The organism is Acinetobacter sp. AND/436 (assembly GCF_049546925.1).
Taxonomy (GTDB): domain Bacteria; phylum Pseudomonadota; class Gammaproteobacteria; order Pseudomonadales; family Moraxellaceae; genus Acinetobacter; species Acinetobacter indicus.
Genome location: NZ_JBMXBO010000001.1, coordinates 235,129 through 253,003 on the forward strand (window position 1 = coordinate 235,129; position 17,875 = coordinate 253,003).

Genomic DNA, 17,875 nt, shown 5'->3' on the forward strand with positions numbered 1-17,875 from the left:
GCTACCGCAAATAGTGGTAGCTTTTTTCTTGCAACACACGCTTGCAAGGTGCATACATTTAAATATATTTGCATACACTTTTTCGCCAACTCTTCATAAGACTTTCATTTAAAGCGAGTAGACTCTATAGTCTTGGTTTAATGCGTCTGGCGAAAGATGGAATTAAGCCAGTATCGATTTAAGGAACGCTCCCATGCTGCAAAATTTCATTGCTCAACACAAAGGCCTGCTGTTCTGGCTGATTCTCAGTATTCTAGTCTGCTCTCTCAGCATTACCTTTATTTTCGAACATCCTTTAAGTGACAGTCTGTCGATTGTGGCCAGTGTTTTTGCCCTGATTGCTCTGGTTTTTACTTCGGTCTTGCTGGTTTTAGATACCATCTTGGATATCTGTAATCCTTAAGCCGTCACAGGTTTACAGATCAGACTGTTTTTCATCTTTTTATTTTTCTCTATTCGATTTTCTCTCCTTTTACCTTATCCCTCTCTTCCCTGCCCGACACCCGATTGTGTCGTTTTGCTTATTGGATTTATTCCAATTGTTCATCATTTGTAGACTTTAGCCCCTGCCCGATTTGGCGTATATTGATGGGCATTTCAGCACATGGATCATGTGAAAATGCGCAAACAATTTGCCGTTGTGGGCAACCCGATTGAACAGTCCCGCTCTCCAGAACTGCATCATGCCTTTGCCGAAAAAACCGGGGTTGATCTGGTCTATCGCAAACGCCTGGCACCGCTGGATGGTTTTGAAGCCAATATTCGTGAATTCTTTGCCGAAGGTGGGGTGGGCATGAATGTCACCGTGCCGTTTAAAGAACAGGCCTTTGCCTTGTGTGATGTACTCAGCGAACGGGCCAAAACCGCCAAAGCTGTAAATACCTTGTGGATGCAAGATGGCCAGCTGCATGGGGACAATACCGATGGTCAAGGGCTGGTCGATGCCATTCGTGCGCTGAACTGGAATTTGGACAATACCGAAATTCTGATTATTGGTGCCGGCGGCGCCACCCGTGGCGTGATTTATCCGCTGGTTCAGGCCGGCGTCAAAAAAGTGGTGATTGCCAACCGTACTCTGGCGCGCGCCGAACAGCTGGTGGCTGATTTGCAGCAAGCCATACCACAGGCCGAACTGTCTGCCATTGGTCTGGATGCCCTGGCTGGCGAGTTTGACATTGTCATTAACGCGACATCGGCCAGCTTGAGTGGTGATGCCTTAATCCTGCCGGACGCGCTGCAATTTCAACATGCCTATGAAATGGCTTATGGCAAGCCCTCCAGTTTTCTGGAACAGGCCAAGGCCCGTCAGATTCCAACCTCGGAAGGCTTTGGCATGCTGGTCGGACAGGCAATTGAATCGTTTTCAATCTGGAATGGGGTCAAACCCGATTTAAAAGATTTTCTTTAAAATCTGCGATTTTTCCCGGAAAAAGAACCGATCTTGCACGGTTCTTTTTTATGGCTGAGATTTAGGCTGCACAATTAACCCGCATTATGATTGGATTTAATGACACAAATATGGCAACCGTTTTGCCCAGATTTAAACACCTTGCCGGCCATTAGGCTTTGGTCCTAGATCATGCTCACTTATGTTTTATTTTGTTATAATTTAAATAAATAGAATACAAAAAACAGTGGTGACAAGGGCAGGATTTTCTCCTAAATTAGAACTGATCCCACGTCTATAAGATTCTATTGATTCGCTTTTCTGACATTTTTAACTGAATTCAACATCAATGTATTTTGATGCGCAGTGTGAATAATCAAACTATCCGATCAGATAATCCAAAACTATTTTTAAATCAGGATTAATGTTATGCCAGCATATAAAGCGCCTTTACACGACATTCGTTTCTTAATGAATGAAGTGTTTGACTATCCAGCACATTATCAAACTTTGTCTAACGGTGAAGCAGCAGATCCAGAAACAGTCGACATGATTCTCGAAGGGGCGGCTGATTTTTGTGAAAATGTCCTCTCTCCTTTGAACCAGACCGGCGACCAGGAAGGCTGTCATTTTGAAAATGGCGAAGTGAAAACGCCAAAAGGCTTTAAAGAAGCCTATGACCAATTTGTGCAAAGCGGCTGGCAAGGTCTGTCTTATCCAGAACAGTACGGCGGTCAAAACCTGCCAATGTCGTTAAACCTGATCAAATCTGAAATGATGGGCACAGCCAACTGGTCATTCCAGATGTATCCGGGTTTAAGTGTGGGCTGTATCAACACCATTATCCAGTACGGCACAGAGGAACAAAAAGATACTTATCTGCCGCATTTGGTGGCAGGCACCTGGTCAGGAACCATGTGTTTGACCGAGCCACAATGTGGTACTGACTTAGGTCAGGTGAAAACCAAAGCAGAACCGCAAGCCGACGGCACTTATGCCATTTCAGGCACCAAAATCTTTATTTCTGCCGGTGAACATGACCTGACCGAAAATATTGTACATATTGTACTGGCACGTTTACCGGATGCTCCGGCTGGCACCAAAGGCATTTCCCTGTTTATCGTACCGAAATTCCTGCCATCTGTAGACGGTGGCGTGGGTGAGCGTAACCCGGTGACCTGTGGTTCAATTGAACACAAAATGGGGATTCGCGCGTCAGCAACCGCAGTGCTGAACTTTGACAATGCGGTGGGTTATTTAATTGGCGAGCCGAACAAAGGCCTGCATGCCATGTTTACCTTTATGAATACTGCCCGTATTGGTACCGCGATTCAGGGGATCTGTCATGCGGAACTGGCCTTCCAGGGCGCTTTACCGTATGCCAAAGAACGGATGTCAATGCGTGCCCTGTCTGGTAAAAAAGATCCGGAAAAAGTGGCCGATGCCATTATTCACCATGCCGATGTGCGCCGTATGCTGCTGACGCAAAAAGCTATTGCTGAAGGTGGTCGTGCCATGATTTATCATGCCGCACAAATTGCCGACAAAATGACCGATGCACTGGAGCGTGGCGATACCGCTGCCTTTGAACAGCATGATGATCACCTCGGTTTCTATACTCCAATTCTAAAAGGCTTCCTGACTGAAATGGGCTATGAAGCCGCCAACCATGGCATGCAGGTTTATGGCGGTCATGGCTATATCAAAGAATGGGGCATGGAACAGATTGTACGTGACTCGCGTATCTCGACCCTGTATGAAGGCACCACCGGTGTACAGGCGCTTGACCTGATTGGCCGTAAAGTACTGCTGACCTCAAAAGGTAAAGTGATTCGTGACTATACCGCAGAAATTCTGAAATTCTGTGGTCAGCATGCCCGCAATAAATACATGCGCCGTTTTGCCTGGGACTTAACCAAGCTATGCGCGCAGTGGAATGCCCTGACGGTACGCATCATGCTGGCGGCACGTAAAGACCGCGATATCGTCTCAAGTGCCTCTGTCGACTTCCTGATGTTCTCGGGTTATGTGATGATGGCTTACTTCTGGGCACAGCAGGCGGCCGTTGCATCGGCCAAACTGGCATCGAATGATGGCGCAGAAACCCCAGAATTCTACAAAGCGAAAATCAAAGTGGCAGATTTCTACTTTGAACGCTTATTGCCACGTACCCAAGGTCATGCCGAAGCGATGGTCAATCCATCTAAAACCATGACTGCATTAGCACCAGAACATTTTAGCTTCGACTACTAAGTCAAAGCCCCAAAAAGAAAAGACCGCGCAAGCGGTCTTTTTTATGGATGCTGTAAAAACAGTGAATATCCTAAGCGAAGGTTTTGGATTGTTATAAAAACTCTTCCAGTACTGAATTTAAAAACACATGCCCCTGTTCAGTACAGGCCAGCCGGCTGGCATCTTCCACCAGCAACTTGCGCTGACGTAGTGAGGTTAATACCGGTGCCAAATCATCCAGACTTAAACCTGTACGTGCTGTATAAAGATGAGCATCCACACCTTTATTTAAACGTAGTGCATTCATCATAAACTCAAACGGCATCTCCTCAGCGGTAATCCGTTTGAACTGTCCATGCTCGGCCGGCACCTTGGCCAGATAATCTTTTGGCAGGCGGGTTTTCTGGAAACGGTATACCCCATCTGGTCGGGTGACTTTGCCATGCGCACCAGCGCCAATCGCCAGATAATCGCCAAATTGCCAGTAATTCAAATTATGTGCCGAAGGTCGCTCCTTCCGCCACGCTGACACTTCATAATTGATAAAACCATTGGCCTTTAAATAGGCCTCACCCTGTTCCTGAATCGCTTCCAGCACCTCATCGACCGGTAACACCGGCTGGGTGCGGAAAAACACGGTATTCGGTTCAATGGTCAGCTGATACCAGGAAATATGGGTTGCGCCCTGCTCGACCGCCAGTTTTAAATCATTTAAGGCCTGTTCTAAAGTCTGCTCCGGCAAACCATGCATCAAATCGACGTTAATGCGCTGAAAGCCGGCCTCACGCGCCAAGTGAATCGCTGAAAGCGCATCGCTCTGACTATGAATCCGGCCCAGTTTTTGCAGATGATCGCTATTAAAACTTTGCACGCCAATTGACAGGCGGTTAATTCCCGCCGCCAGATAACCGGCAAAAGGATCATGTTCAATGGTGCCCGGATTGGCCTCTAAGGTAATTTCGCACTCGTCTTGAAACGGCAACAGCGCTTTAAGCTGTGTAAACAGCCATTGATAACCGACTGCTGAAATCAGCGATGGGGTCCCACCGCCAATAAACACACTGTGAATTTCACGGCCCTGGGCAAATTCCAGCTGCGTATTAAAATCGGCGACCAAAGCCTGTAAATATTGCTGCTCCAAATCTAGTGACAGTTTGCCATCCGGGACGGCATGCGAGTTAAAGTCGCAATACGGACACTTGCGCACACACCACGGCATGTGAATATAGAGGGACAAGGGAACAGACGCAGGATTCAATTCAGCCAAGGAACAAGCTCAAAAACAGCAAAGGAAGATGCATATTTTAACATGACTGCATCAGGACACCGATAAAATCTCACAGCGAATACCGCTACACTAGAAAAAATTACAGAAGAATTAGCGTGTTAGAATGATGAAAATATCTTCGCAATTACTGCTTTTAATGCCACTGGCCATGGGGATCGGGATTGCCATGACCCTGCAAACCGCCATCAATACCCAGCTACGCGAATATTTATATTCTCCTTTGCAGGCTGCCCTTTTCTCGTTTTTGGTTGGTACAATAGTGCTGGCTATTTTGGTGTTTTTTCAACAGGTTCCCAAACCCAATCTGCACGAGATCGTCCATTTGCCCTGGTATATGTGGCTGGGCGGCGTGTTAGGGGTTTATGCCATCAGCTTAAGTATTTATGCAGCACCGAAACTCGGCTATCTCACCCTGACCGGTTTAATCCTGTTTGGCCAGATTGCCATGTCGATGCTGGTCGATCATTTTGGTGTCCTGGGCACAGAAAAAGCACCCATCAACTGGCAACGTCTTCTGGGTGGCGTGGTGATTTTTATAGGTGTGCTTCTCACTTTACAACGCTAATCGCTCTGTTCTAAGCACATGATGAATATGGGTAATAACTGTGGCTACGCTTGGCAGCACACGTTTTGAATTAAAACAACTGTTCCGTTTAATGATTCCGATTCTGGTGACGCAATTTGCCCAGGCCGGTCTGGGGCTAATTGATACCATTATGGCCGGTCAGTTTTCACCGACCGATTTAGCCGCAATTGCAGTCGGTGTGGGGCTGTGGCTTCCGGTGATGCTGCTGTTTAGCGGCATCATGATTGCCACCACGCCGCTGGTGGCCGAGGCTAATGGTGCGCGTACACCGGAAAAAATTGCCACCATTGCCCGGCAATCGTTATGGGTGGCGTTTATTTTGGGCTGGATTGCCTGCCTGATTTTACAGCTGGCACCGCTGTTATTGCCGCTGCTTGGAGTACCAGAAAGCCTGCAACCGAAAGCTGGACTGTTTCTGCATGCCATTGGGTTTGGTATGCCGGCGGTGACCATGTATGCTGCGCTACGTGGCTATTCCGAGGCGCTGGGTTATCCACGGCCGGTAACGGTCATCAGTCTGCTGGCGCTGGTAGTACTGGTGCCGTTGAACCTGATCTTTATGTATGGTTTAGGGCCGCTGCCTGAACTGGGCAGTGCCGGCTGCGGCTTTGCCACGGCCATTTTACAGTGGCTGATGTTTATTACCCTGGCGCTGTACATTTCCAAAAGCAGCGCCTACCAAAGCACCCAGATTTTCACCCGCTGGGAACCCATCGACCGTTACTGGATGAAACGGATTTTAATGCTCGGCCTGCCGATTGGTTTGGCAATTTTCTTTGAAGTCAGTATTTTCAGTACCGCAGCCATCGTGATTAGCCCCTTAGGGGAAACGCTGGTAGCAGCACACCAGATTGCCATGTCGGTGACCTCACAGCTGTTTATGATTCCGATGTCTCTAGCCATTGCACTGACCATCCGCATTGGCACCTATTATGGTGAAAAAAACTGGGCTGCCATGCGCCGCGTGCAGTATTTGGGGCTGATTACCGCAACCCTGCTGGCCTTTATGACCATGAGTTTTATGTGGCTGTTCCGTCCGGAAATTATTTCGATTTATACCTCGGATGTCGATGTGGCACAGGTGGCAATGTATCTGCTGCTGTTTGCAATTGCCTACCAGCTAATGGATGCCTGGCAAATTAGTGCAGCCGGCTGTTTGCGCGGTATGCAGGACACCAAAGGCCCAATGTGGATTACCATGCTGGCCTACTGGGTCATTGCCTTTCCGGTCGGGGTATACTTTTCCCGCTTTGGCAGCATGGGCGCCGCCGGGGTCTGGGTCGGCCTGATTGTCGGCTTGAGCGTGGCCTGTGTACTGTTGCTGATCCGGTTGTATATGAACAACCAGCGCCTGAGTCAAAGCAGCTAAGCGATTCGCCTCTCATCATCTTTAGCCGGCCATTACCGCCGGCTTTTTGATGTGCAACATGTAGTGAATTTGCTTATTAACAATTTAAAGTAGGCTTTTCACCCAACTGTCGGTATGCTCAAGGCAGATAGTCAAGATGATCTTAAGGAACCTCGCATGGCAAAAACGGCTAGTACACCGGGTCGTCGCTTTATGAAACTGGCCAGTATGACCGCCAGTATCGCCACCAAAACCGTTTCCAATTCAATTAAAAACTTTTCTGCCGATGACGAGCAGAAGAATGCCGCACGCAGCAAACTGTTTCAGGATATTGGTATCCAGATTGCCGATACCTTGGGAGAAATGAAAGGTGCGGTCATGAAAGTGGGGCAAATTGCCTCGCAATATAAAGATATTTTCCCACCAGAAGTGGCGCGGGCCATCAGCAAATTACAACGTCAGGCACCGCCCATGCCTTTTGCCGAAATTCAGGCACAAATCGAAAAAGAACTGGGCAAGCCCCTCGCGCAGATTTTCCAGCATTTTGATGAAACCCCATTTGCCGCCGCGTCCATTGGCCAGGTACATAAGGCAATTTTGCCGACGGGTGAACAGGTGGTAGTGAAAATCCAGTATCCGGGTGTCGATGAAGCCTGTGAAAGTGACCTGAAACAGGTGCGTCTGGCCTTGCGTTTAATGGGTGTGTTAAAAATTGACCGCAAATTGCAGGACAAACTGTTTCAGGAAATTCAGGACAGTCTGGACAATGAGCTGAACTACCAGATTGAAGCACAAAACCTGGAAGTGGCGCGTACCTTCCATCAGGCGCTGGACAGTAAAATTATTATTCCGCAGGTCTTTAAGGACTATTCGACCCGGCATATTTTAACGTTAAGTCTGGAACAGGGTGACAGTATTGAAACCGCCAGCCAGTGGCCACTGGCGACCCGGAATGAACTGGGACGCCGGCTGTTTCGCGCTATTGGTCAGGAAATTTTCTATCTCAAGCGTTTCCACTGTGACCCGCATCCGGGTAACTTTGCCTTCCGTGAAGATGGCAGCGTGATTATTTATGATTACGGCGGTGTGAAGACCTTGTCCAATGACATTGTGCAGCATTTTAAAGCGCTGATTCAGGCCGGCCGTGCCCAGAATATTGCCTTAATGGAACAGGAACTGACTGCCCTGCACTCCCTGTCCGAGCAAGGCAAATTCCCGCCAGAACTGTATCAGGCCTGGCTGGAAGTGCTGATGCGCCCTTTGACCACCGATTATGATTTTGCCGAAAACTCGGCCCATCATGATGGTATGGAACTGATGAAACCCTCGTTAAAATATTGGGATGTATTCAAGCCATCACCCGATACCTTAATGGTCAACCGTACGGTATCGGGTCATTACTGGAATCTGATTCATTTAAAAGTGCATGACAATTTAAATGATCTGTTTGAAGAACTGGTTCCACCACACGCTTAAACTATATATTAAAAACCACGCTGAGCCCGAATGACCCATTCGGGCTGACTTTACTTTTTATTTGTTACGTTATAACATTACACAATTCAACAAACATGAGGAATTGTTATGCGTCCAGAGATCCATCCCGAATATCAGGAAGTGCTGTTTCACGACACCAATGCCGATGCCTATTTTATTATTGGCAGCACCCTGAAGCCGCAGCAGACCAAGGAATATCAGGGCAAAATCTATCCCTATATGACTTTAGATATTTCCAGTGCTTCGCATCCGTTTTATACCGGTGAGCAGCGTCAGGCCAGCAATGAAGGCCGTGTCGCCAGCTTCAATAAACGCTTTGCCCGTTTTAAACGCAGCAAGGACTAAGCCGCGCAGTAGAAAAAAATTGGCATACACATCCTTTATGAAGTCTAGACCTTTATCTCCAGCTAGGCTTCATTTTTTTATTTTATGCAGTTGATTTTCCTGTTTTTTATTTCGTATTTAATAGCACCTGAAACTGATAAAAACCCACCGCCAGACAGAGCACACCCAAAATCACACTTGAGATCACATACATTAACGCCACGCTGGTGTGTCCCTGTTTCAGCAATTGAAAGGTTTCCAGCCCAAAACTGGAAAAGGTGGTAAAGCCGCCTAAAATACCCACCATTAGAAACAGTCGAAGCTCCTGTTGTAGTACCGGGAACTTTTGGCTGAAGGCAAAGAATATTCCGGCAGCAAAACAGCCGAGCAGATTCACCGACCAGGTCGGCCAGGGAAATAACACACCGGGCTTAAATAGCCACAGACTCAGGCCATAGCGTAGACTTGCCCCGATTGCTCCACCCAATGCCACCCAAAGCCAATTCATGTCGTGTTGATTCCCATGTGTATAACTGCCATTTTATCCACAAGTTGGGCCAAAGCGCAGATTTTTTCATCTAATGGGTGCAAAAATTGAGGCCGAAATAGGCTAAACCCCTGCGAAAAAACATGCTATTGTCGCAGGGCTTTTACCAATTTTTTCTATGGACTGAGAACATGATGGCTCAAGATTTATTGGCCCAGCTGCATGCAGGCAAAGCGAACTTTGCCGATGTGATTGCCTATATTGATGCACGTTATACCCACACGCCAACTGCGTTTAGCAATGGCCAGCAACACAATGCCGCCACCGAAAACCAGGGCAGCGCCAAAGTACTGAGTTTTGCCAAATTAAATGGCTTAGACCACGCGCAAACCTTAAGCCTGTTTGCTGAACACTATGCGGCGGTACTGGCTACGCCTGAAGCCACCGATCACCAGAATATCCGCCAGTTTATGCAGCAAGGTTGGGCTGGTGTACAGTTTGAAGGCGAAGCGCTGACGGCCAAATAAGCCTTTAAAACGAAAAACCTCTAAAACAGAGGTTTTTTTATGTCTGATGTTCAGGTCTTAAGCCACGCGCACCCGGCATTTCCATTCTGCCAAGGGAAGCGGTTCTCCCGCCCTGGCCTGTTTTAAATGAATCAGTCCTTCACCGACCTGAACCGCACGAAAACGGAAAGTTTTTTCTCCAGCCGCATGTAACTGCGCGGAGTCATGCTGAGTATTTTCTGCATCCGCCTGTAGATACAAGGTTTCCAGCTTAAAGATGGACGGATGTTGCATCACCGACCAGTGATAGCCGGTGGCTGGATTTTCTGCCAGACGCAATTCCAGAGTTTCCCCGATCTTTAAATTTAACAGTGCCGGACATTGCTGATCGGCATGATAAACATGAGTACCATCGACCGGGGTACTGACACTGCCACAACCGCTGAGGGTCAACAGCCCCAGCCAGCTACAGAGAATGAGCGTCTTGCTATGATTCATCCACCTATGATTCATCGACATTCCCCTGCCGCTACATTTTACCCATCAGGCCACATTAACTACGTTTTACTTTTTCAATCCACTGGATTGAACTGACCCGAAACACTTCACAGGCACCATCGCCGGTATCGGTCGGGGTGAGTGATGACGTCCAGACCATATCTTTGTCTTTAACTTCCACCAGTTCCCCGCTTAAACGCACCAGATCACCACGTTTGACCTGCTTGATCTGTTTGGCAATGTTCGGATTGGCTGGAATGATGTGCATATTGGAAACCATCTGCATGGCCTGCTCTGCCGGCACCGGCAAACGATCCATCTTCCAGTTTAAATAGCGGTCGTACTGATTTACCGTAATATGCCGGGCAATTTCCGGCTCTGCAAACAGGCCCCAGCTCACGGCATAATCAATCGGAGAAAACTTGGCCTGCTCATCATCGGTATAGGTTTTTGAACCTAAAATCCGGAAATCGCCACGAAAGGACTGCAAGACCGAAATCGACTGATCGGCAGATGCCGGCGCTAACCCTTTGGCAATATTATAGTCGACCGATGCCATGGCACTGGTCTGTAATAGGGCGGCCGTCATAAGCGAAATAAGTCCAAAGCGCAGCTTCATGAGATTCTCAGATCCTTCAGTCAGAACAGATATATCTTTGATATTAATTGATGTTGATCAGCAGAAAATAAAGAAATGGTAAGAAAATAGTTACCTTTGGTCTCATTTTTGTCTTTGCCTGCGCGGCTCAGTTAAAATAAACATAGATTAAATAAAAATATGTGATTTCAATGCTTTATAAATTCTATCAACAGCATATTTTCCCACACCTGCTGAATCAGGTGATGCAGACGCCGAGCCTGATGGATTTACGCCGTGAATTGCTGCTGCCAATTGAGGGTGAGGTACTGGAGATTGGCTTTGGCACCGGGCTGAATTTACCCTTTTACCAAAATGTCGATGTAGTCTATGCGCTGGAGCCAAACCTGGAGATTTTCCAGCTGGCCGAAACACGGATTCGTGACAGTGCCATTCTGGTGGAGCATCTGGCTGGCAAAGCTGAGCAGCTGGATTTTGCCGATAATCGTCTGGAGCATGTAGTATCAACCTGGACCTTATGCAGCGTGCAACAGATTGAACAGTGTCTGGCCGAAATTTATCGGGTACTGAAACCGGGTGGTTGCCTGCATCTGGTCGAGCATGTGCTGCATCCTGAAAATTTATATATTCAACGCTTGCAGCATCTACTCACGCCGCTACAAAAACGGCTGGCGGATGGCTGTCATCTCAACCGCGATCTGGCGCTGCTGTTACAGCAGGCCGGTTTTGAATTTCAGGAAAAATACGAGATAGATGCGGCCGGTATTCCGAAAATTGGCCAGCGGATGCTGCTGGCCCGTGTGCGTAAACCGGCTTAAACGCGGTTAATCCAGTACTTGAAGCTGCTGCACCCGTACTATCCGGCAATTGTTCGCTGGTAGCGGGTAATGGTTGATCTGAAAATACTGCCCCGTGCTGACTGAACGCACCTTGACCCACTCGCCGCGCAGCACAATACGCTGCCCGGCTTTAACACGGCGTAAGCGCTGGGCAATCTGTTCACTGGCAGCAATGGCGCTAATATTGAGCGTGTTGGCAATCACCTGTTGTGCTGCAAGCGGGCTAGTGGACACCAACTGAAACTGATAGCAGCGCTGGGTCTGTTCAAAATCGACTGTTTGGGCCTGATCTGATGCGCTAAAATCTTCTTTGGCCAGCAGCAGATCAATATTGCTGACATAGGCCAAATCATTAAAATGTCCCACCACCGGTGCAGCCGGATGAATCACCCGGCGATCCGGACTGTAGTAACGTTTTGCCACGACCTGATACTGCCCGGAAAAATGTCCTTCAGTTTCCAGTGCAAAGTTCTTTAACACCCCCGACTGCTGTAGATGCGGGATGGCACGAAAATATTCCGACCACAGCCAGATCATCAGGGCTAGTCCCACCAGGCTGAGCAGTATTTTATTCACAAGAAAGTTCAGTCATCAAAAAAGGTTAATCCTCGAAATCAATACGGATGGTTTCAAAACGCAGTCGCCCTTGCTGAATGGCTTCGGCAATGGCCTGCTGGCCTTTGGTCAGACGTGCGCCGCCACTTTTAATATCAATTAACACCACCTGAATATCCTCAGCCCGACCATCGCCATCCCGAAAGTCGGTATAGCCATCAAATACGATATAATCGACCGGATCGCCCAGAAATTTGGCATCGCTGGGCAAGTATTCAAATTGCGGCATAATTGGTGCCATCTGCTCGGCCATTTTCCCTTTGAGCACCGCGCGGCTGGTATTGACGCTGCGCTTTTGGGCCTGCGCCAGTGCCTGCTGATGTTCCAGCTCCAGCTCGGCAATATACTGTTCATATTCGGCCTTAATCCGGCCATTGCGGCTATGACTTAAAATGATGGTGGTCAGCACCACTCCTATTGCAGCGCCTATAAGCATTGCCATCCATATCGACATGGGGTTTTCCTGATTTTTTAAAATTTGCAAGCAGCGCTACGACTTTTGTCAACGGTCATCTCCAGCACATCAAACAATGATATGCTAGGGATGAGCAGAATAAAATCTTTAGTAGGGTCATGAAAACAATCTTAGTCGCCAATCAAAAAGGTGGATGTGGAAAAACCATTACCGCCATCAGTTTAGCTTCCGCCTTAGCCCAAAAAGGATATAAAGTCGCCCTGGCCGATGCCGATAACCAGAAATCTGCACGACAATGGTTAAAACAGCGTCCAGAAAGCGCCGCTCCCATTCAGAGTCTGGACTGGCGTCATGAAAAATCGGTCGGTGATGCGCCTAAAAATATCGAATACCTGATTATTGATGCGCCGGGGGCATTATCTGGTGATCAGGCCGAGCAGCTGATTAGTGAAGCACATGCGATTATTACCCCGCTGCAGCCCTCCTTCTTCGATATTGATTCGACCCGTCGCTTTTTAAAGCATTTGCAGGAAATTAAACGGATTCGTAAAGGCAAGGTTCAGATTTTACTGCTGGCCAACCGGGTCAAGGCCAACAGTGCCAGCTCCAAAGAAATTCGTGATTTCTTTGAAAAAATTGAACAGGAACCGGTGGCCTGGATTTCTGAACGTGCTGCCTATGGTCAACTGGCGATGCAGGGCTTAAGCGTATTTGATAAAACCCAGAAAAATTACCTGACCATTCAAAATCAGTGGCAACCTGTCCTGAATGCGATTATTGATGATCCGGCCCAATGGTTCTAAGCGCCTAAGCGATTAAACGGCTTTTGCCTTTCCACTCCCGCTTCAATATTTAACAGAACTTACGCAGCGTTCATTTGCGAGCGCTGGGTTTTCAGTTAATATGCTTCAAGACCTTAGGAATGAGCCAGTGAACTCAGTGCAACAATACGCGCCCACTTTACAAAAAGTCTTGCTATTTGGACTATTTTTTGTCCTGATTTTTTTGAGCTTTCATGTCCTCAAATACTTTATTGTTCCTGTAGTTTGGGCCACTATTATTGCCTATATGACTTGGCCGCTGTATCAGTCGGTACAGCGTATGTGCGGTCCACGGCCGACCTTAAGTGCCACAATTATGATGATTCTGGTGACACTGGTAGTCGGTATTCCATTGACCTTTGCCATTTTTATCTTGCAGCATGAAGGTCGTAACCTGTATTACGAATTACAGAAACAGGTCTTTTCTGGGCATTTGAATGTGCCGGATTTTATCCGCGATCTGCCCTTTGTCGGCAAAGAAATTAGCCGTTCCTTACGTGAAATTAATGAAGATCCGAACAGTATCATTAATTCCATTTCGGTCTGGATTCAAGGCCATCTGAATTATGGCCGTTTCCTGCTCAGTGAAATTAGCCGCAATTTAATTAAACTCGGCTTTGCCATGCTGTCGCTGTTCTTCTTCTATCGTGATGGCCAGACCATTTTAAATCAGGTCAGTAAAGCGCTGGAAATGGTGATCGGACCACGTGTACACCATTATTTAGATACCATTTCTGAAACCACCCGTGCGGTGGTTTACGGGGTTGGCTTGACTGCAATTGCCCAGGCACTTTTGGCCGGGGTCAGCTACTTTGTGGCCGGGGTGCCAAACCCGATGGTATTGACCATTGTCACTTTCCTGTTTGCCCTGATTCCGTTTGGCCCACCGCTGGCCTATGGCTCGGTGGCACTGTGGCTGTTCTCGCAGGGGCAAACCATTGAAGCAATTGGGGTGATGGCCTGGGGCGTGTGTGTGGTTAGTACCGCAGATAACGTAATTCGCCCGCTGGTGATTTCTGGCGCCACCCAGATTCCATTCCTGCTGATCATGTTCGGGGTTCTGGGCGGCATTGCCAGCTTTGGCCTGATTGGCCTGTTTATTGGTCCGGTGATTCTGGCAGTCTTGCTGGCAATCTGGCGTGAATGGCTGCATGAAACCAATGAAGCCGAGGCCATGATGATGCCAAAAACCACCATGGCCTATGACCTGCCCGATGATCAGGGACCGGCTGCACCAAAAGGCTAAATTTCATTAAGAAACTTATACACGCCTGTACGCAAACTGCATTGTGTTGCCTCCTGAGCCTTGTTTGAATGAAGCCACATATTCGAATAAGACAGGATGCAAACCATGACCCCACTTTTTAAACTCGGTGCTTTATGTGCGTTTACCGCGCTGGTCGGAGTCGGCTGTACCACCACACCCGATACTATGATTGGCGCCAGTAAAAACGTTGCCGTTAATGCGGTCTCTGCCCAAGGCATTGGCGCCCAGCTCGGTGAAGTCCAACTGACCGATAGTGCTGCAGGTCTGGTTATCCGTACCAATCTGACCCAGTTACCACCAGGTCCACATGGTTTCCATATTCATGAAAACGGCTCCTGCGCCCCAGCAGAAAAAGATGGTAAAATGCAGGCTGCGCTAGCCGCAGGTGGTCACTTTAACCCGAATCAGGCACCCAACCATGGCAATCCATTAAGCGGCCATCTTGGTGATTTACCGGTCCTGAATGTGGCAGCCGATGGCACGGCACGTGTCACCCTACTGGCGCCGCGTCTGAAATTACAGGATGTACAAGGTCTGGCGCTCATGATTCATGCCGGTGGCGATAACTATGCCGATACGCCAAAACCGTTAGGCGGTGGTGGTGACCGAATTGCCTGTGGCGTGATCTAAACCTTGTGCGGATAAATCCCGACTTATCCACAGTTTTCTGATTTTTAAGGCACTTATCCATAGCGATGAGTGCCTTTTTCTATGCCTAGATTAAATAGCAATCTGAGGCTACAAGATTAATTATCAGGCTTTTATTTCAACATCAACAGCTTAGCAAAAACCAAGTCCTACAGTCTGATTTATATTAAAAAACAAAAACTTAAAACCGGGCCGTGCACTAAAAAGCATGGCCCTCTGCGCCAATATTCGCTACACTGCAACTAGATCTATGGGGAAATTGCAGAGTATGAACATCCAAAGCTTGCGCGTGGTGGGTTTTTTAGAAGGTTTATCTTTTCTGGCCTTGCTGTTTATTGCCATGCCACTGAAATATATATGGGGTAACCCAATTCTGGTGAAATACGTCGGCATGGGCCACGGTGTGCTGTTTATTGCCTTTCTGGTGGTGCTGTTCGTGGTCTGTGAAAAACAGAAATGGTCAATTCAGGTGTTTTTAATGGGCGTGATTGCTTCAATTTTACCGTTTGGCCCGTTTATTTTTGATGCCAAACTGAAGAAAATGGCACAGCCGCAGGTCGAAGTGTAACTCCAGACTCATCGATCAATCAGGCATTCACCAGATTACTATCTGCTGGATGCCTTTGTTTTTTGGCCTTTTAACCCCATTATCCTATTGATAAATGCCAGATGATCAGCCCGCTTAAAACTGACCGCTTTCGGCACGTTCGCGCATAATCTGTTTCAGACTCAGCCGCGGATAAGCAAACCACAAGGCGATTAAGGCAAAACAAGACAGGCTATAAGCCCACAGTTCAAAATGACTGTAGAGCATGCGCACCAGTTCAATCACCACAAAAAAGCTCAGCATCATTAGCACAGAAGCAGTTGCGGCCACCGTCCCTTTAGACACTTCGGACGACATCAGGGCAAAACGGTAAATAATTGAAAAACTGATACCCTCGCCAAAGCTGATTAAAGTCATGCCCAGAATCAGACACCAGATCAAATAGTCCGGTATGAGCAGACCAAGAATTAACAGCAAGGTACCGACCAACATGAGTGGCAAGCCCATCAGCACAGTCTGTCCCAAAGCAAAACGGTCAATGATTTTCAGCAGCAATAGATTCCCGGCAATCAGCCCGCCCAACACCGGAAATTGGGCCAGACCATATTGCAGACTGCTCAGACCGAGCTGTTCCACCAGCATCACCGGCGACAAGGCAATCCATAACATCAGCGGCATGCTTAAGAGCGGCAAGGCAAAGGTCATGGTCAGAAAACGGCGGTTTTTCAGTACCTGTTTAAAATCATCCCAGATATAGCCAATCGGCTGTTTTGGAATACTAAGCTGCTGCTCCGGCATTTTGGCTTTCAGTCCGAGCCAGCTTACAGCCGCCAAAGCTGCAATCCCAATAAAGCCCCAATGCCAGGACACATGCTCGATCATAAACGCACCCAACACTGGCCCCAGTAGCGGCGCCAGCAGCGATACATTGGCCATGAGTGCCATGACTTTAATTGCATCGCGTTCGGCAAAACTTTCCTGAATGGCGGCATAGCCCACCGCAGTTATTACCGACAGGCCAAAGCCCTGCAAAAAGCGCAGCAATAAAAAGCTTTCGATGTTCTGGGTCAATAAAATCAGCAGGCAGGTCACCACAAAAAACAGTACCCCACCCAGCAGGACTTTTTTACGGCCTAAACGGTCCGATAAAGGGCCTAAAATGGCCGCGACACAGGCACCGCCGAGCAGATAAAACGACATCGAAGAGGCTGCCCAGGAACTGCTGACGCCAAAATCCTGGGTAATGGCGAGCATGGCCGGCTGTACCAGATCATTGCCGATATAGACAGAAAATTCGAACAGCACCAAAGCCAGCGGAAACATTAAGGTGGCGCGGGAGAGCGTTGTAGTTGGAGTGGTTTGCATAGCGCTCAAAAGCCTGCCAGATCAGCAGGCTGCAATCATAACAACGGGCGCAGTGTAGCAGAGTTTATTTTTAAAATCTGTGACTTTTCTGATGGGGAAATGCTGAACTTCCGGCAGCAACACTTAGCTAAAGCAGCTGAACGAAACCAGTATAAATCCCCGGTTTTAAAAACAGAAAAGCGTAGGGTTTAGCTACGCTTTTCAATCAAAATCATTAAAAGATTCAAGCGGATTAAGGACATACAGCCTTCTGGAAAGTCTTGGTATTTTTGCCGCGCAGACATTGATAGCTCTTTTCAGTTTTCACTTTTTCCCAGTCGCCATTGACCAGTTTAAAACTGTAAATGGTACGAATCGAGCGTACCGAATCATCCATTAAACCGGTTTCAGTCACTTTAACCTGGGCCGCAGTCGGTGACTCGACATTATTAAAGAATTGACGCAGCTCGACTGTCGCCAGCTGTTTACGTAAATCTGGACGCTCTTTTAACACCTGTGCCAACGGTGTTTCGGCAGATGGTGTCACTTTAGACACAATATTCTGGGTGGTGGCACATCCTGTAACAGCAATCGCCAGTCCTGCCATTGCAGCGAAACGAAACATAAC

The 17,875-nt window shown here is 47.9% G+C and carries 21 protein-coding genes; 13 read left to right on the top strand and 8 right to left on the bottom strand.

The window, feature by feature from the left end:
* Positions 1-193: 193 nt before the first annotated feature.
* The 3 genes from ACPEPR_RS01145 (at position 194) to ACPEPR_RS01155 (ending at position 3,640) form a co-directional block, all read left to right on the top strand.
* Positions 194-403, top strand: coding sequence for a hypothetical protein (locus ACPEPR_RS01145; RefSeq protein ID WP_104473167.1), 210 nt, complete (start codon positions 194-196; stop codon positions 401-403).
* Between the two features lie 216 nt (positions 404-619).
* Entirely contained in the window at positions 620-1,408 is a 789-nt protein-coding gene (gene aroE / locus ACPEPR_RS01150; RefSeq protein WP_104513552.1) for a shikimate dehydrogenase, read from the top strand.
* A 408-nt stretch (positions 1,409-1,816) separates the two neighbouring features.
* Positions 1,817-3,640: an acyl-CoA dehydrogenase C-terminal domain-containing protein gene (locus ACPEPR_RS01155; protein WP_423561815.1), complete on the top strand. Its 1,824-nt coding sequence runs from the start codon at positions 1,817-1,819 to the stop codon at positions 3,638-3,640.
* Positions 3,641-3,731: 91 nt separating this feature from the next.
* Here the strand turns inward: ACPEPR_RS01155 and hemW are convergent, their stop codons facing one another.
* Positions 3,732-4,886 (bottom strand): radical SAM family heme chaperone HemW, encoded by a 1,155-nt coding sequence (hemW, locus tag ACPEPR_RS01160; RefSeq protein WP_168416610.1) that lies wholly within the window; start codon positions 4,884-4,886, stop codon positions 3,732-3,734.
* A gap of 127 nt (positions 4,887-5,013) precedes the next feature.
* On the opposite strand from hemW, the gene ACPEPR_RS01165 reads away from it, so the two are divergent.
* The 4 genes from ACPEPR_RS01165 (at position 5,014) to ACPEPR_RS01180 (ending at position 8,683) form a co-directional block, all read left to right on the top strand.
* Positions 5,014-5,472, top strand: coding sequence for a DMT family transporter (locus tag ACPEPR_RS01165; protein ID WP_016658510.1), 459 nt, complete (start codon positions 5,014-5,016; stop codon positions 5,470-5,472).
* Between the two features lie 91 nt (positions 5,473-5,563).
* Positions 5,564-6,862, top strand: a complete 1,299-nt coding sequence (locus tag ACPEPR_RS01170) for an MATE family efflux transporter (RefSeq protein WP_075168245.1) — start codon at positions 5,564-5,566, stop codon at positions 6,860-6,862.
* A 156-nt stretch (positions 6,863-7,018) separates the two neighbouring features.
* Positions 7,019-8,317: an ABC1 kinase family protein gene (locus tag ACPEPR_RS01175; protein ID WP_016658508.1), complete on the top strand. Its 1,299-nt coding sequence runs from the start codon at positions 7,019-7,021 to the stop codon at positions 8,315-8,317.
* 108 nt (positions 8,318-8,425) lie between these two features.
* Positions 8,426-8,683 carry a type B 50S ribosomal protein L31 gene (locus ACPEPR_RS01180; RefSeq protein ID WP_016658507.1) on the top strand — a complete coding sequence of 86 codons (258 nt, stop codon included), beginning with the start codon at positions 8,426-8,428 and terminating at the stop codon, positions 8,681-8,683.
* 106 nt (positions 8,684-8,789) lie between these two features.
* On the opposite strand, the gene crcB is transcribed toward ACPEPR_RS01180, so the two are convergent.
* Complete coding sequence (gene crcB / locus ACPEPR_RS01185; RefSeq protein WP_423561816.1) at positions 8,790-9,170, bottom strand: fluoride efflux transporter CrcB; 381 nt, start codon at positions 9,168-9,170, stop codon at positions 8,790-8,792.
* 173 nt (positions 9,171-9,343) lie between these two features.
* Between crcB and ACPEPR_RS01190 the strand changes: the two genes are divergently transcribed.
* Positions 9,344-9,676, top strand: coding sequence for a HopJ type III effector protein (locus tag ACPEPR_RS01190; RefSeq protein WP_035363454.1), 333 nt, complete (start codon positions 9,344-9,346; stop codon positions 9,674-9,676).
* A gap of 57 nt (positions 9,677-9,733) precedes the next feature.
* On the opposite strand, the gene ACPEPR_RS01195 is transcribed toward ACPEPR_RS01190, so the two are convergent.
* Complete coding sequence (locus ACPEPR_RS01195; RefSeq protein ID WP_423561817.1) at positions 9,734-10,153, bottom strand: protease inhibitor I42 family protein; 420 nt, start codon at positions 10,151-10,153, stop codon at positions 9,734-9,736.
* A 55-nt stretch (positions 10,154-10,208) separates the two neighbouring features.
* Entirely contained in the window at positions 10,209-10,742 is a 534-nt protein-coding gene (locus ACPEPR_RS01200; RefSeq protein WP_370459245.1) for a hypothetical protein, read from the bottom strand.
* A 200-nt stretch (positions 10,743-10,942) separates the two neighbouring features.
* Between ACPEPR_RS01200 and ACPEPR_RS01205 the strand changes: the two genes are divergently transcribed.
* The gene (locus tag ACPEPR_RS01205) at positions 10,943-11,569 is read left to right on the top strand and encodes a class I SAM-dependent methyltransferase (protein WP_168384184.1); all 627 of its coding nucleotides are present in this window, start codon (positions 10,943-10,945) and stop codon (positions 11,567-11,569) included.
* Positions 11,570-11,575: 6 nt separating this feature from the next.
* Here ACPEPR_RS01205 and ACPEPR_RS01210 read toward each other — a convergent pair whose 3' ends face one another.
* Together ACPEPR_RS01210 and ACPEPR_RS01215 are read right to left on the bottom strand one after the other, a co-directional pair.
* Positions 11,576-12,166 (bottom strand): hypothetical protein, encoded by a 591-nt coding sequence (locus ACPEPR_RS01210; protein ID WP_323126853.1) that lies wholly within the window; start codon positions 12,164-12,166, stop codon positions 11,576-11,578.
* 25 nt (positions 12,167-12,191) lie between these two features.
* Entirely contained in the window at positions 12,192-12,659 is a 468-nt protein-coding gene (locus ACPEPR_RS01215) for a Holliday junction resolvase-like protein (protein WP_005180383.1), read from the bottom strand.
* A 119-nt stretch (positions 12,660-12,778) separates the two neighbouring features.
* On the opposite strand from ACPEPR_RS01215, the gene ACPEPR_RS01220 reads away from it, so the two are divergent.
* The 4 genes from ACPEPR_RS01220 to ACPEPR_RS01235 all read left to right on the top strand — a co-directional run bounded on the left by ACPEPR_RS01220 (position 12,779) and on the right by ACPEPR_RS01235 (position 15,924).
* Complete coding sequence (locus ACPEPR_RS01220) at positions 12,779-13,423, top strand: ParA family protein (RefSeq protein WP_005180385.1); 645 nt, start codon at positions 12,779-12,781, stop codon at positions 13,421-13,423.
* A gap of 136 nt (positions 13,424-13,559) precedes the next feature.
* On the top strand, positions 13,560-14,687 hold the full coding sequence (locus ACPEPR_RS01225) for an AI-2E family transporter (protein WP_162182848.1): 1,128 nt from the start codon (positions 13,560-13,562) through the stop codon (positions 14,685-14,687).
* A 105-nt stretch (positions 14,688-14,792) separates the two neighbouring features.
* Complete coding sequence (gene sodC / locus ACPEPR_RS01230; protein ID WP_104471529.1) at positions 14,793-15,338, top strand: superoxide dismutase family protein; 546 nt, start codon at positions 14,793-14,795, stop codon at positions 15,336-15,338.
* 286 nt (positions 15,339-15,624) lie between these two features.
* Positions 15,625-15,924: a DUF3817 domain-containing protein gene (locus ACPEPR_RS01235; RefSeq protein WP_045795347.1), complete on the top strand. Its 300-nt coding sequence runs from the start codon at positions 15,625-15,627 to the stop codon at positions 15,922-15,924.
* Between the two features lie 114 nt (positions 15,925-16,038).
* Here ACPEPR_RS01235 and ACPEPR_RS01240 read toward each other — a convergent pair whose 3' ends face one another.
* The gene (locus ACPEPR_RS01240) at positions 16,039-17,268 is read right to left on the bottom strand and encodes an MFS transporter (RefSeq protein WP_104500020.1); all 1,230 of its coding nucleotides are present in this window, start codon (positions 17,266-17,268) and stop codon (positions 16,039-16,041) included.
* A gap of 232 nt (positions 17,269-17,500) precedes the next feature.
* The gene (locus ACPEPR_RS01245) at positions 17,501-17,872 is read right to left on the bottom strand and encodes a hypothetical protein (protein WP_016658494.1); all 372 of its coding nucleotides are present in this window, start codon (positions 17,870-17,872) and stop codon (positions 17,501-17,503) included.
* Positions 17,873-17,875 lie beyond the last annotated feature (3 nt).